Here is a 13,278-nt window from a genome sequence, read left to right on the forward strand (position 1 = left end):
CTAGTTCGCTGCGATTGTTGTTGGGCCCGGGTTCGCGGCGACGCATTCATAAGGAATACCCGGCAGTGATGCACAGGAGCCTCCGCGCTACAATGGCAGCCAACCATCTGTCATTGTTCCCAAGGAGGCTTCCGTGCGCAGAGTTCTAGCCGTATTGCTCTCTCTCGTCATTGCTTGCTGTGTTGCCGGACCGGTTTTGGCGCAGGGTGCTCCGCCGCAGGGAGGAGCCGACCAGCCTTACACCATCGAGTACTACTACAAGGTGCAGTGGGGGCATCAGCAGGAGTTCCACGACCTCTTCCTTAAGAATCATTACCCACTTCTGAAGAAGATCCAGACTACGGGCCGCATGCTTGCGATCAAGATTGAGGCGCCTGCGTACCACACAACAGAAGATGGCCGCTGGGATTATCGGGTCACCATTACGTACAAGAACTCCGCCCTCGCAACGACGGCGAATCCTGACGAAGAGGCTTTTATCAAGCAACTCTGGCCGGATCAGGATACTTACAAGAAAGAGGAGCAGCGCAGGTTTGAGATTCTTGCCGCGCACTGGGATTTGCCGATCACTGAGATCACTCCGAGGTGATAAAGGCAGGGAATAGGGAATAGTGACTAGAAAAGGCCGAAGCTCCGTCTGTTCGCTTTTCGTCGCTGTGCGAGAGGGCAGAAACTGGTTGCATTCTTTCCTCTCACTGTCTACTTCTTCGCCATCGCTCTACCAAGTCTTCAGATGCGTGCGCCCAATGGGGAATTTGAAATTTGAAGCCGGCATCGAGGAGGCGGGTTGGAATCACGCGCCGGCTCTTTAGCACTAGCTCAGTTTCGGTTCGCATTAAAAATGCTGCAAGCTCCAGCAGCGGCGCGGGTGCGGGAATTCCATTGGGCATGTCCCAGGCGTCACGCAACTGCGCCATGAACTCGCGGTTTTGCTCAGGATACGGCGAGGCAATGTTGACTGCGCCGTCGAGGTCTTCGCGCAGAATCAGGAACTCGACCGCCCGTGCAAAATCATCTTCGTGAATCCACGATACCCACTGCCTCCCGTTGCCTTGTTTTCCGCCGAGTCCCACGCGGACGAGATTTGACAGGACGGCGAACGCGTTGCCGGCCACCGGGCTGAACGTGATCGCCGATCGCATTGCCACTTTGCGCGTGCGGGGAGTATCGGCTTTGAACAAGGCTGTTTCCCAGTCGCGCGCCACGCGAATCGAGAAGTCCCATGTCTCAGGTGCCCCTCGCTCACCGCCGCCGAGTGCACCGGTTCTCTCGTCCATGGAGCGATCAAGTGCATGGCGGTAGATCGTTGCAGTCGATGCATTCAGCCATACGCGCGGCGGGTTGTTAAGCGATCCGATCACGTCGCCTAACAAGCGGGTCGATACGATGCGCGAGTTATAAATCTCAACGCGATTGTCCGGCGTGTAGCGGCAGTTCACGCTTCGGCCCGTCAGGTTGATGCACACGTCCGCGCCCTCGAGATACTGCGTCCATATACCTGGCGTCTGCGCGTCCCAGTGCACCGTTTCCCACTCGGCGGTATGTGGTCCGCGTGTCAACACAGTGACGTGGTCGCCGCGACGCTGGAAGTGCCGCGCCAGCACTTGGCCCACCTGACCACTACCCCCCGGAATGACGATGCGAAGCGGTCGAACTGCCGCAAAATTTCCCGTGATCATCAAGTGGAGTTTAGACTGATCGGCTCGAATCGTGTGCTGTCGAGAAAATGGGTGGGTTGGGATTCCGGCGTTGATTCGGAACGTCCTGCGACCTTTTCATAGGGGCCCTCGCTTGTGCAGCGATGGAGCAGTGGCGAATTGCACAAGAACCTTTGATTCGAGAAAATCTGGTCGATCACTGTACCGGTGGTGGGGGCGGGGGCTGGATCGGCGGATAGCCGTACGCGGCGAGGTACTGCCTGCGTTGATGGCCCCGAATCTCGCGCACGACGATAATGATGACCAGGCCTATGACCAGAAGCGGCGTCCAGAAGATCCACGGTGGCTGCGCTACGCGATTTCCCGAGATGCTCGCGGAATCGGCCGCATGCAGGCCGCCGAACATGACCACCACGTCATTGCCAACTGTAACGTCCTCACCCAAGTGGACGGATCCAAAGAAATTCACCAGGTCGTGACCGATGGCAGCATTGTCGTCCGCGCGTACCGACCCAAAAAAGACCACAATATCGTGCTTCGATTGGTGCGCGACATGCACATTGCCGAAAAAAACTACCACGTCATGATCGATGTCACCTTTGGCATCGACGCTGCAGAAGAAGCAGACAGCGTCGTGAATTGATTTTCCTTCCGGAACAACAATCCTGCTCCCGAACTGCACGGCATCCTTATCCGCGCGCGCTGGCATGGCAGCGGCCAGCAGTAAGCTGGACAACAACAGCAGGGTAGAGAAACTGTGTCGAGGCATAGCGACCCTCACACCAGAATTCTACGCGCGGGCTGGCAGAAAGGTTCCCGCAAACCGAAGATAAATTGATCTGATTGCTCAGGTTTGATCTATGCATTCCGAGGCATTTGCGCATGACCAAATGCGAGCCCAAAATAATTTTTCCGCATATATGACAAATTGTGTCATGTATGGTTTGGCATCGTTGTACTGTGCTCAGATTTGGGCGGAGGAAAACGATATGACAACTGCGATTGCGGAAGTGGGCGTGGAGACGGCAGGCGATCTTCTGAAGAACTGGCAGGGACACCGACGGCTGACGCGCAGGGTGATTGAGGCGTTTCCGGAAGACAAGCTTTTCGCGTTTTCGATTGGCGGGATGCGTCCGTTTTCGGAGCTGGCATGGGAGTTTATCCGTATGGCGGTGCCGATCGCCGAGGGCGTCGCGACGGGGAAGTGGGCGGAGTTCTCATTTGCAAAAGCAAGCGTGACGACTAAAAGCGAGCTGCTCCGGATATGGGATGAACAGACGGCGAGGCTGGACGAGGTGTTCGCACAGATTCCGCCGCACCGGTTCAGCGAGGTCGACAAGGCGTTTGGGCAGTGGGAAGGACGCGGAATCGACACGATCCGCTACGCAATCGACAATGAGATCCACCATCGAGGACAGGGATATGTCTATTTGAGAGCGCTGGGGATCGAGCCACCGCCGTTCTGGGAACGATGAACCGCAGTGTTCAGATTGTCAGTGTTCAGTGATCAGTTCAAAGAAAACTGAGAGCCGATCCTTGAACGCTGACAACTGGCACTTAGAATTCGACGCGCATACCCAGTTGGATTCGCCGAGGGGGGCCATCGGCGGTGACGTCACCGAATGTGGGCGAAGTCTCGACCGTGTCGATGCTGGATGGGTTCTGGTGGTTGAGGAGGTTGAAGGCGCCGGCAGAGAAGCCGACCTTCGGAGCTTCCTCATCCTTGTTGGGAGTGATTGCAAAATCATGTCCCCAGCGCAGATCGAGGTCCACATAAGACGGCGCATTCTCTGTATTTCGTGCAACTCCATCTGGACGCGTGTTGAAGAGTGAATCGCCGTAAGCGTCGGTGCCGGTGGTGATCGTCCAGGGGCGGCCGGAGTTGGCGAAGATTCCCGCGGCAAGGTTATAGACGCTCTTGGGATTGAACATGGCGTACATGCCGAGGCGGTTGCGACGATCAAAGCTGGCATTCGACCACTCATCGTTCGTCGCGTACTGATTCTGCGGGAACCAGCTGATGCCGCCGGTGTTCGATTCGTAGTGCGACCAGGTGTAACGGCCAAATCCAGTGAAGTATTTGTTCAGGCGGCCGCGATAGGAGAGATCGAGCCCGCTGCCTTCAAAGAATCCGTACGGCTGCATCTGGCGGATCAGTCCGTAATTTGGATTCGGGCGTACCGTATATCCGGACTCGGGCGTTGGGGCATTAATGTCCACCGAGCGAAACTCGTGGATACCGCGAGTTGAATAGGCGCTGATGATGCCCGTAGCCTTCTCGCCCAGTTGGCGCTCGATGGAGAGACCGTATTGGAGTTCGTAGGGGATAGCTGCATTTGGCGCTAGTTGGGCGAGATTCGCGGGCTGTTCTGTAATGGTTGTGCAGTCGGATACCGGCACGCATCCGGAAGAGGGAAGCGTCGCTGGATTCAGCGAAATCTGGATCGAACGTCGCCGCGCATTTTCATAGCGCGCCAAATCCAAGAGCGGGCCGGAGCCGAAGCGGTCGTAATAGATGCCGCCGCCGCCGCGAACTACGGTCTTCGAGTCCTCATCGACCACCCACGCGAATGAGACACGCGGCGAAAAGCCGAGCCGCTTGGTGGCCAGGAAATTCTGCCAGTCGTAGCGAATGCCGGGTGTGATGGAGAAGCGCGCATTCATCTTGAACTGATCCTGAATAAAGGCGCCCATCTCCTGCTGGTGATAGATGAAATGCACGTCGCCGGTATTCTGCGAAAACTCAGACGGCAGGTTGTTCACATAATTCTGCAACGCTGTTTGGGCGATTGTGCCATCGGCGTTCAACGTTGGCCCGAAGGTGTACGTACCCAGCGCATTAGTGTTGTCGTCAAACGCTCGCCTGCCGATGTGGGGAACGTTAGCACCGAACTTGAGGGTGTGGCGGCCATGGGTCCAGGTCACGATGTCGGTGATGCGGAAGTTGTATTCGGTGCTGAGATAGTCGCCCTGCGCAGAGCCACCTACGAAGTCCCCGCTGACATTTACGCGTGGCGCTTCAAAGACATTTGCGTGGCGATTGAAGTCATGCTCTCCCACTACGGAGAACTGATTGAGCAGCACCGCCGAAAGTGTCGAGTCGACGTGTACGACGGTATCGTCTTCGTGATATTCGCTGTTGTAGGCGCTGCTGGCCAATGCCTGTCCGCCTGCGCCTTGATTTTGGCCGGTCCAATCTTCGTAGCTGTACTGCGCGTATGCCGAGTATTTGTCGCCGAACTGGTGCGCAGCACGAACGCTGAATTCGGTGTCGCGCGTCGGCGCTGGAACATTGGCTTGTAGCAAGCCACTCGGATCACCGGGAGTCGGAACCACAACGGCGTTCACAACTGAATTCAGATCCTCTTCCGCGCGATTGAAGCTGGCGAGAAAGCTGCTCTTCTTTGCGAAGAAGATTGGCCCGGTGGTGCTGCCTTCGTATACGCGCCGCTGCTCAAATGGTTTCGAGGGGGCCAATGCGTTCTGCGCATTCAGTGCGGAATCGCGAAAGAGAAAATTGAATTGTCCGTGATATTTGTCGGCTGCGGACTTGGTGATGATTTCCATTTGCCCGCGGCCCGGCCAGTAGTACTGCGCGGAATATGGGTCCTGGTTGATGCGGACTTCCTGCACGGCGGAAGCTGACACTGTGGCACGGTTTGCTTCTACTCCGTCGACCATCAATCCTGAGCCGCCGGATCCCGATGCGCTGTCGTCAAGAAACGAACTCATGGCAGTGACGTAGTCATTGTCAAAGATTGGTAACGCTTTCAAATCGCTCGAAGTCATGACCGACGAGTCGCGATTCTCCTCCGACGCAGTCAAGTCTTCATCTGTATCACCGTTTACACGGACATTCGTTGCCACCGAAGCGATCGGCAGCGTGATGTGCAGTGGCGCGGCCATAACATGGGCGACAGGAGCGGCGGCGGAGACGACGTTGGGACGGACTGTCACGGGCAGATGAACGGTTTCGAATCCGGGTTCCGAGATGACGAGAGTGAAGCTGCCCGCATGGGGAGCGGCCATCAGGAAGTTGCCGACGCCATCTGATTTTGTGGTTACTGCGATCGAGCCGTCGGCGTTCAAGAGGTCGACTTCAGCGTTGGGAACGATGGCACCGGTCGGATCAGCCACTACTCCTTGCACCGTGGATGCGGGCGCGGGTTTTGCAGAAGATGTCGATGAGTCTGCGGCGAAGATGAGGACAGACGACGACAGCAAGACGGCCAAAGCAATGAAGCGCAACATGAAAGTCTCCAACAATACCCAACATCGCGGCCTGGGGGAACAAGCCGGCAACTGCTCGTGCAACGGTGCTGTCTTCTGCGAAAAGATGGACATTCGTGGCCAGCGAATGTCGATGCCAGAAGACACTTGTCTCGTGGTCTTCCGCTTCGAGACGATCTTTGACCGCAATCTAACTCCACGCCTCAGGCGCTGGTGCGGTCTTATGTGAGGGGCACCCTTATAAATCGATTTTCGCAGGACTCAAGGCGGCTGTCCAGTCTGCAGGTGTATCCACCAGCACGTCAGGCGGAATGGCTTCCAGGCTGCCTGGGGCGAGCCCGAATGTGCAGCCGATGCACCATGCGCCGGCGTTGCGGGCCGTCAGTACGTCTACCTGGCTGTCGCCGATCATGACTGTCTGCTCCGGCGTTGCGTCGGCCTCTTTCATCAATGCGATCAGGCCTTCGGGATCGGGCTTCTTGGTGGGGAAGCTGTTGCCGCCGTAGATGTTCAGGAAGAAGGGGGCGAGGCCGAGTGCCTCACAGATCGCTTGCGCGGGGCGAACCGGTTTATTGGTGAGGACTGCCATCTTGCGGGCGGGTACGTTGAGTTGGTCATACACTTTGTGGAGCGCATCGAGAGCTTCGAGAACGCCTTCATATGCATAGGTGTAATCGAGCTTGTGCTCGCGGTAGTAGTCGAGAAAAAACCTGTAGGCTTCGGCCAGGAGTTCTTCGTTGGGTTCCTTGCCGTCATCTGCGGCAAATGCTCGGCGGATCAGCATGAGGGCTCCGTTGCCGATGTAACCCGCAATCACTTCATCGGAGAGATGCGGGCGGCCAAAATTCTCCAGCGTCGCATTCACACTGTTGCAGAGATCCTGCGCGGAATCGATGAGCGTGCCATCGAGATCAAATACCAGCAGCTTCAGCTGCTCCACAGGCACCGGACGAAGAACCCGAATCATACTTCCAGTGTAACGGGAGCTTGTGTGATGGTGTTGACGTATGGGATGCAGCGGTCTCGCGGGTCAGACTTGGGAATCGGCCTCAACTTGCGTTGTCCTGGCCTGAGCAAAATCAGATCACCACTCGTTTAAACTTGCTGATTGCAGTTTTCCTGAAGGATAACGTCATGCTTAGAACGAGACTTGCCTTGGTTCTTGTCGGATTTGCTTTGTTCTCATTAACGCTGACTGCGCAGCACGCGCCTGTAACTGCGCCAACAGTTGCGAGCGAAAGTATTCCCAATCTTGGGCCGCTGCTTGATCGCGTGAACGCATTGAAGACGGAGCTGCGGCAATATCACGATTGCGCCGGTGCGGCAGGCTGCTATGCGAAAGATCTCGATCAGCAGGCTGATCGCGCAATTAAGTTTTTGCGCTTGCGTGTGGCGCACCGGAAGGCAAACGACAAGTTGGCCGTGATTCTGGATATTGATGAAACAGCGCTCTCAAACTGGGCCGAAATGAGTGCGGCCAACTTTGAATACAACAGCAAAGACTTCAATGCGTGGGTTGCATCGGCGCAGGCGCCGGCGATTCCGGGAACGCTTCGCATTTTCAAAGCGGCGGAAGAGCTGGGCGTGAGCGTCATCTTTATTACCGGCAGGCCGGAGACACAGCGCGCTTCATCGGAAGCAAATCTTCGTCTACGGGGTTTCGATAGGTGGGAGCGGCTGATTATGCGAAGGCCCGATCAACAAAAGCTGACGGCAGAGCAATACAAGTCTGCGGCGCGAGGGATCGTTGCCACGAAATTCCACATCGTGCTTAATGTCGGGGATCAGTGGAGCGATTTAAGAGGCGTGAATCCAGCAGAGTTTTCCGTGAAGTATCCGGATCCGTATTACTTCATCAAGTAGTCAGGAAGTTGTGCGGGCTGAAACCAGATAGGCCGATGGTAAGGGGGAGGGGGAGGGGAGGAAAAAGGCAGGCGAGGCCTCCCAGGAGGTTGAGCTTTGTCATCGCGGTCTGATGCCAGAACTCCGAAGCCTCGCCTGAGGAACGAACTTTAGATGCACGCTTCGATCGGCCCAGTCCACCTAGACCCGATCGCACAACACTCTGAAAAACTCAATGCACCCGAACGTCGCCCGATCCAGTTTCGATCCGGACTGTGGGCCCGCCACCATGCACTTTGCCGACGATGTGGTGCTTATCAAATGATCCCTGCACCGCCATCTCCTGATCCGTGTGAACACTGCCCGACCCTGTCGATGCGTCCAGTGTGAATCCGGCGTTGCCAGCCCAGAATTCGACGCTGCCTGAACCGGTTTCCAATTTCCAATCGGAAGACGGTGTGCCCGAGACCTTGATGTTGCCGGAGCCCGTGCCGCCGTGCAGGCTGCCATGCAGATTCTTCAACTCCACGTTGCCGGAGCCAGTCTGCGCCTTCACGTCGCCCTGGCCGATCTGCTCAGCATAGATGTTGCCTGATCCGGTGTTGGCGACAAAGCCGCCCTGCAATCCGGTGGCGTGGATTGTGCCTGAGCCTGTGCCCAGCTTTGCGTTCTCGCCGACGCCGTCATCGTTGATGTCGCCCGAACCGGAGTTGGCTTCGAGGAACGAATTCGCCGGCGCTTCAATCTCGTAGTCGATGCTGATGTTGTGGTAGTTCTCGTGGCGCTGACCGATGCGAATGATATTGCCCGTCTGCTCTACCGGCGGATTGTTTGCGATCTCGGTAACTTTCTGCTCGTTGCCGCCCCAGTTTGATTTGACGCGGCCGAAGATGTGCACGCGATCTCCGGAACCGTGGGTGATGTGAATATGCCCGGACCCCGTAGCGACGGTCAGCTCCACGTGCCCGTTGACAGTCAGGTTTCGTTCGAATGTCGCCTCATTGGCCAGAGCTGGAATCGCTGCCATGGCCAGAATTGCTGCTGCTAACACAAAACGCTTCATGAATGTTCCTCGATTCAAATCTGGTTCAGCGGTCGGAGATCGAAATTCGGACGCAAGTGAATGGTTCCGAATCGTTTCCTCCGACCTTGTTAGGTCGATTGTTCCGGGACGCGGCCCTTAAATACTGGGGGAGGGAATCGCGCTCCATTGATAAGGAATGAGCATGCGCGTTGCCAAAGGCGCATATACCTGCAACTTCTTATGATTCTTCAATTCAGGCGCTAATGCGCTGGCGATGACGCAGCCTGCATATGTCCGTTTATGGACACCCTTGTGCGCCGTTGAACATTCCGTCCAAGGCAATTGAGCGAGTCGAACGAGGCTGATTTTTCGCACTGGTTTCTTCATGTGCCCGCCATGCTACATGGATGACGTTTCAAACCTTACGTTGGTTAACGAAAAAGCGGCTCCTCGGAAGCACAAAGTAGCAAACTTAGAACTGACAACTGCTGCCTACTGCTGCAGAACGACCTGGTCGCCCTCTTTCAATCCTTTGACGATCTCGGTCTGCGAGCCGTTCGAGAGGCCTACGGCGACGGCTATTTTGCGCGTACCGTCTTTTTGATTTTTGTCGGGAACCTGTACGAACGCATTCTTCTGCGCGTCATAGCTGACGGCATTTTCAGGGACGATCAGTACTTGCTTGTGTTCGTCGAGCATGATCTCGGCATTGGCAGTCATGTTGGCCTTTAGTTCGCCGCCGGGATTGTCGATGCTGACGCGCACTTCGAACGTGGTTACGTTGTCCTTCTCCACGCCCAGAGGAGCAATCTTGGTCACTTTGCCGTTGAAGACTCGATCGCGGAAACTCTCCACTTTGATCCGTGCCGGCTGTCCCATATACACGTGCGCGATATCGGATTCATCGACTTTGCCCTGCACGTAGACCTGGTTCACGTCGCCTTCCGTCATCACGAGCGTGGCGGTTGAGCCCAGCACGAGAATGGAGCTGACCGCATCACCCATCTCTACATCGCGCGAAAGAATCGTTCCATCCATCGGCGCCACGATGGTTGTGTAGTTGAGCTGCTCTTCAAGCTGTTTCAGGCTCGCCTGACTTTGCGCCACCTGTGCTTTTGCCTGTTTCAGCTTCGCTGTATCTACGCCGATTTGTGCTTTTGAGGAATCGCGGCGCGTAAGTGCGGCAAGGTAGTCCTTGTTCGCATCGTCCAGCGCCTGGTGGCTTACGATGCCTTCCTTCGACAGTTGCTGATTGCGATCGAGGGTTGCCTTGTACATTGGCAGATCTGGCGCGGCCGCATTCACTTTGTCCTGCTCGATATTCGCTTCGTAGGTGGCGACGTTCGCCTGTGCCGCGGCAAGCTGTGCACGCTGTGCCTCGACCTGTGCGACGATCTCCTGCTGATCGAGTTGTGCCAGGAGCTGTCCCTTGTGAACCTTGTTATTGATGTCCACATACAGCTTGGTCACGATGCCTGAGGCCTTGCTTTTGACTTCAACCTTGGTGATGGGTTGAATTTTTCCTGTTGCGACTACCGAACGCAGCACATCTCCGCGCTGCACTTTGGCGATGCGGTTCGGATCGATATTGGTGGTCCGGACCAGGCGTGCTGCGCCAACGCCGATCACGACAATAACCAGCAATACGAGTGAGCCGATCCAGATCCAGATTTTTTTGCTTTTGCGTGAAGCCATGGAGCACCCCCAAGTACCAACAAGAGCTCTCGCTCCCTAATGATGAATACCGGATGAACTTGACCGCTTATTCGCGGATAAAAGCTGGAAACCTGTGCTAATTACCAGCAATTTGATTTCCAAATGAATAAGCTGGCGGCGTTATGAACCCAAATCTCGTCCGCTGCCTGCTGCAACCTGATACGTACCGCGGGTAAGGTTAGTTCCAGACATGTCTGTGACTTGGCTGACCCGGTCTTCGGAAGCACCTAACTGATAAATAAGAGCGCTTTGGGACGACTGAACGACAATCTGCGAACCCATCCGCGAGGGGAGAAGAATATTCGGTTGTCTGGCTGCCTCATCAATCGCGATGAGAAGCTAACCACCGCAGAATGCTATCCTCACAACCGGGATGCACGGTTTACCGCTTCTCCAGGTTGTCGCCGTCGCCATGCTGATTCTGGCCAACGCTTTCTTTGTGGCCGCTGAGTTTGCCATGGTGAGTACCCGCGATACGCGCATCGAGCAACTGCTCGCAGCCAAGGTACCCGGCGCGCGTGCGGTCCGTCGGCTTCAGCATGAACTTGAGTATTTCCTGCCCGCCGTGCAGCTTGGGGTAACTCTCTGCTCCCTGGCTATTGGGTGGATCGGCGAACCGCTGGCCGCAAATGTCGTTCTAGGCTGGATTGACCTGCTGCCGCAGCCGCCTGCGCACGCGGCCCTATTCGCCCAAGTTGCCTCGGTCACCGCAGTGGCCATCGGATTTGCCATCATTACCTACTTTCATGTCACTGTTGGTGAACTGGTGCCTAAGTCGCTCGCCCTGCGCCGGGCCGAAGCGCTTGCTGTAGCCGTTGCTCCGCCGATGTTGATCTTTATGCGAATGGCTCGCCCTGCAGTGCGCCTCCTTAAGAGCTCCGCTGCCATCCTCCTGCGTGGATTCGACATTCCGATGACGGAACGCGCAGCAGTCCATTCGCCAGAAGAACTCAAACTCATCACGACTGCTGCCCGTCGTCTGGGGCTGCTGCCGCGCTTTCAGGAAACGATTATTCACAGGGCAATTGAGCTTGATGATGTTCCCGTGCGCGAGATTATGACGCCGCGCCAGCGCATTTTTTCGCTGCCGTCAAACATGCCGCTCGAGGAGGCGAGTGCGCAGGTCATTGAGCACATGAATTCGCGTGTGCCGGTCTACGATGAGACCCTTGGGCCGGAGCACATTATTGGGGTTGTTTACTCCAAAGACCTTGCGCGGCTCATGTTTTTCAGGCCCAAGCCGAAGGAGCGCCCGCCCGGACCTCAGCCGGTCGCAAGCCCGGTTGCACAGAGTGATGCCGTTCCTGTGCGACCCGGCAGTCCACAACTCGGCTTGCCGTTCATGGAACTTCGACTGCGGCAGGTGATGCGCGAAGTTCTTGTGGTTCCCGAGACAAAGTCTGCGCTGGCACTCTTGCGCGAATTCCAGAAACGTCGTCGTCAGATGGCTATCGTGGTCGATGAATTCGGTTCTACCGTTGGTCTGGTTACTGCTGAAGATGCGATCGAACAGTTGACTGGAGAGCTTGAGGACGAGTTTGACGATCCTGCCCGTCCAGTTCTTGCCAACGCGCAAGGAACGCTGGTGCTCGAGGGCAGCGCGAACCTCCGCGACCTTGAAACACAGATGCAATGGAGCCTGCCGCGCGATGGCGGAGTCGAAACACTTGCGGGCTTTATGCTTGCGCGGCTCGGGCACATTCCACGCAGCGGCGAATCAGTTGAATACAACGGACGCCGCCTGAGCGTGCTGGAGATGGAAGGGCGACGCATTGCCAAGATTCGTGTCGACAAGCTCGAAGCGTCGGAGTCGACGGTGACACCGACAGCTTGAACTCTATTTCGACGGATTAACGTTTTTACAAGCGATTCGAATCTTCCATCCGAATCGTACGCGGGCTTACGATCATGGGATGAGCTACGAGAACATCTCCTTTAGCACCGAAGAAAGCATCGCGATTGTTACTCTGAACCGGCCGCAGCGTCGAAACGCTCTTTCGCTGGCGCTGATGCGAGAGCTGATCGACTGCCTGAATGCGATCGGAAATCGGCGCGATGTTCGCGTGGTGATTCTGGCGGCTGCGGGGAGAGCCTTTTCTTCCGGCCATGACCTTTCTGAAATGGTGGGGCGCTCACTGGACGATTACCGCGAGCTATTTGGGGTTTGCACTGAGCTGATGGCGAAGGTGCAATCGATTCCGCAGCCGGTGATTGCCGAGGTGCAGGGTGTTGCGACTGCAGCGGGATGCCAGCTGGTAGCAGCATGCGACTTGGCTATCGCATCGGAAGAAGCGACATTTGCCACGCCTGGAGTGAAGATCGGGCTGTTCTGCACGACACCGATGGTGGCTGTCAGTCGCGCTATCGGACGAAAACGCGCTCTGGAGATGCTGCTTACGGGAGAATCGATCGACGCGCGGACGGCGGCAGAATGGGGATTGGTGAATCGTGTAGTTTCTTCGGGCGAGTTGCGCGCCGAGACGCTCAAGCTTGCGCATCGTATTGCCGTGGCCAGCGATGTTGTGGTGGCTCTGGGCAAGCAGGCATTCTACGCTCAGATTGATCTCGAGCAGCCTGGAGCTTACGCGTATGCGCAGGAAGTGATGAGCAAGAATGCTATCGCTGATGATGCACAGGAAGGGATCTCCGCATTTCTTGAGAAGCGCGCGGCGCGCTGGACGGGGGCCGAGGCATCAACGTCGTGGGTAGGACTTTGCCAGGATTCTTAAAGCCACTTTAGTTGTTTTTGGGTCGTTCATGGTGGCCGGTGTGCAGCAAGAAAAGCAGATCCTTCGCTGCGCTTACCCC

Annotated in this window: 11 protein-coding genes; 5 read left to right on the forward strand and 6 right to left on the reverse strand. The window is 56.4% G+C overall.

What is annotated here, in order from left to right; translation table 11 throughout:
• Nucleotides 1-133: 133 nt before the first annotated feature.
• Nucleotides 134-589 carry a hypothetical protein gene (locus P8935_RS13140; protein WP_348260748.1) on the forward strand — a complete coding sequence of 152 codons (456 nt, stop codon included), beginning with the start codon at nucleotides 134-136 and terminating at the stop codon, nucleotides 587-589.
• Between the two features lie 103 nt (nucleotides 590-692).
• On the opposite strand, the gene P8935_RS13145 is transcribed toward P8935_RS13140, so the two are convergent.
• Together P8935_RS13145 and P8935_RS13150 are read right to left on the reverse strand one after the other, a co-directional pair.
• Nucleotides 693-1,679, reverse strand: a complete 987-nt coding sequence (locus tag P8935_RS13145; RefSeq protein WP_348260749.1) for a TIGR01777 family oxidoreductase — start codon at nucleotides 1,677-1,679, stop codon at nucleotides 693-695.
• Between the two features lie 175 nt (nucleotides 1,680-1,854).
• Nucleotides 1,855-2,427 carry a hypothetical protein gene (locus P8935_RS13150; RefSeq protein WP_348260750.1) on the reverse strand — a complete coding sequence of 191 codons (573 nt, stop codon included), beginning with the start codon at nucleotides 2,425-2,427 and terminating at the stop codon, nucleotides 1,855-1,857.
• A gap of 220 nt (nucleotides 2,428-2,647) precedes the next feature.
• Between P8935_RS13150 and P8935_RS13155 the strand changes: the two genes are divergently transcribed.
• The gene (locus tag P8935_RS13155) at nucleotides 2,648-3,133 is read left to right on the forward strand and encodes a DinB family protein (protein ID WP_348260751.1); all 486 of its coding nucleotides are present in this window, start codon (nucleotides 2,648-2,650) and stop codon (nucleotides 3,131-3,133) included.
• Between the two features lie 82 nt (nucleotides 3,134-3,215).
• Here P8935_RS13155 and P8935_RS13160 read toward each other — a convergent pair whose 3' ends face one another.
• Nucleotides 3,216-5,909, reverse strand: a complete 2,694-nt coding sequence (locus P8935_RS13160; RefSeq protein WP_348260752.1) for a TonB-dependent receptor — start codon at nucleotides 5,907-5,909, stop codon at nucleotides 3,216-3,218.
• Nucleotides 5,910-6,126: 217 nt separating this feature from the next.
• Nucleotides 6,127-6,855: an HAD-IA family hydrolase gene (locus P8935_RS13165; RefSeq protein ID WP_348260753.1), complete on the reverse strand. Its 729-nt coding sequence runs from the start codon at nucleotides 6,853-6,855 to the stop codon at nucleotides 6,127-6,129.
• 167 nt (nucleotides 6,856-7,022) lie between these two features.
• Here P8935_RS13165 and P8935_RS13170 point away from each other — a divergent pair, with 167 nt between their 5' ends.
• On the forward strand, nucleotides 7,023-7,751 hold the full coding sequence (locus P8935_RS13170; protein WP_348260754.1) for an HAD family acid phosphatase: 729 nt from the start codon (nucleotides 7,023-7,025) through the stop codon (nucleotides 7,749-7,751).
• A 211-nt stretch (nucleotides 7,752-7,962) separates the two neighbouring features.
• Here P8935_RS13170 and P8935_RS13175 read toward each other — a convergent pair whose 3' ends face one another.
• Together P8935_RS13175 and P8935_RS13180 are read right to left on the reverse strand one after the other, a co-directional pair.
• Nucleotides 7,963-8,793 carry a DUF4097 family beta strand repeat-containing protein gene (locus tag P8935_RS13175; protein WP_348260755.1) on the reverse strand — a complete coding sequence of 277 codons (831 nt, stop codon included), beginning with the start codon at nucleotides 8,791-8,793 and terminating at the stop codon, nucleotides 7,963-7,965.
• Nucleotides 8,794-9,246: 453 nt separating this feature from the next.
• A complete protein-coding gene (locus P8935_RS13180; RefSeq protein WP_348260756.1) occupies nucleotides 9,247-10,449 on the reverse strand; it encodes an efflux RND transporter periplasmic adaptor subunit in 1,203 nt (400 codons plus the stop codon).
• A gap of 394 nt (nucleotides 10,450-10,843) precedes the next feature.
• Between P8935_RS13180 and P8935_RS13185 the strand changes: the two genes are divergently transcribed.
• The gene (locus P8935_RS13185; RefSeq protein WP_348260757.1) at nucleotides 10,844-12,304 is read left to right on the forward strand and encodes a hemolysin family protein; all 1,461 of its coding nucleotides are present in this window, start codon (nucleotides 10,844-10,846) and stop codon (nucleotides 12,302-12,304) included.
• Nucleotides 12,305-12,383: 79 nt separating this feature from the next.
• The gene (locus P8935_RS13190; protein WP_348260758.1) at nucleotides 12,384-13,199 is read left to right on the forward strand and encodes an enoyl-CoA hydratase; all 816 of its coding nucleotides are present in this window, start codon (nucleotides 12,384-12,386) and stop codon (nucleotides 13,197-13,199) included.
• Nucleotides 13,200-13,278: the final 79 nt, after the last annotated feature.

This window comes from Telmatobacter sp. DSM 110680, assembly GCF_039994875.1.
Taxonomy (GTDB): domain Bacteria; phylum Acidobacteriota; class Terriglobia; order Terriglobales; family Acidobacteriaceae; genus Telmatobacter.

Bases quoted from the DNA above. Each gene is read 5' to 3' on its own strand.
- P8935_RS13145 (WP_348260749.1), bottom strand. From the start codon at position 1,679: ATGATCACGGGAAATTTTGCGGCAGTTCGACCGCTTCGCATCGTCATT.
- P8935_RS13150 (WP_348260750.1), bottom strand. From the start codon at position 2,427: ATGCCTCGACACAGTTTCTCTACCCTGCTGTTGTTGTCCAGCTTACTG.
- P8935_RS13155 (WP_348260751.1), top strand. From the start codon at position 2,648: ATGACAACTGCGATTGCGGAAGTGGGCGTGGAGACGGCAGGCGATCTT.
- P8935_RS13160 (WP_348260752.1), bottom strand. From the start codon at position 5,909: ATGTTGCGCTTCATTGCTTTGGCCGTCTTGCTGTCGTCGTCTGTCCTC.
- P8935_RS13165 (WP_348260753.1), bottom strand. From the start codon at position 6,855: ATGATTCGGGTTCTTCGTCCGGTGCCTGTGGAGCAGCTGAAGCTGCTG.
- P8935_RS13170 (WP_348260754.1), top strand. From the start codon at position 7,023: ATGCTTAGAACGAGACTTGCCTTGGTTCTTGTCGGATTTGCTTTGTTC.
- P8935_RS13175 (WP_348260755.1), bottom strand. From the start codon at position 8,793: ATGAAGCGTTTTGTGTTAGCAGCAGCAATTCTGGCCATGGCAGCGATT.
- P8935_RS13180 (WP_348260756.1), bottom strand. From the start codon at position 10,449: ATGGCTTCACGCAAAAGCAAAAAAATCTGGATCTGGATCGGCTCACTC.
- P8935_RS13185 (WP_348260757.1), top strand. From the start codon at position 10,844: ATGCACGGTTTACCGCTTCTCCAGGTTGTCGCCGTCGCCATGCTGATT.
- P8935_RS13190 (WP_348260758.1), top strand. From the start codon at position 12,384: ATGAGCTACGAGAACATCTCCTTTAGCACCGAAGAAAGCATCGCGATT.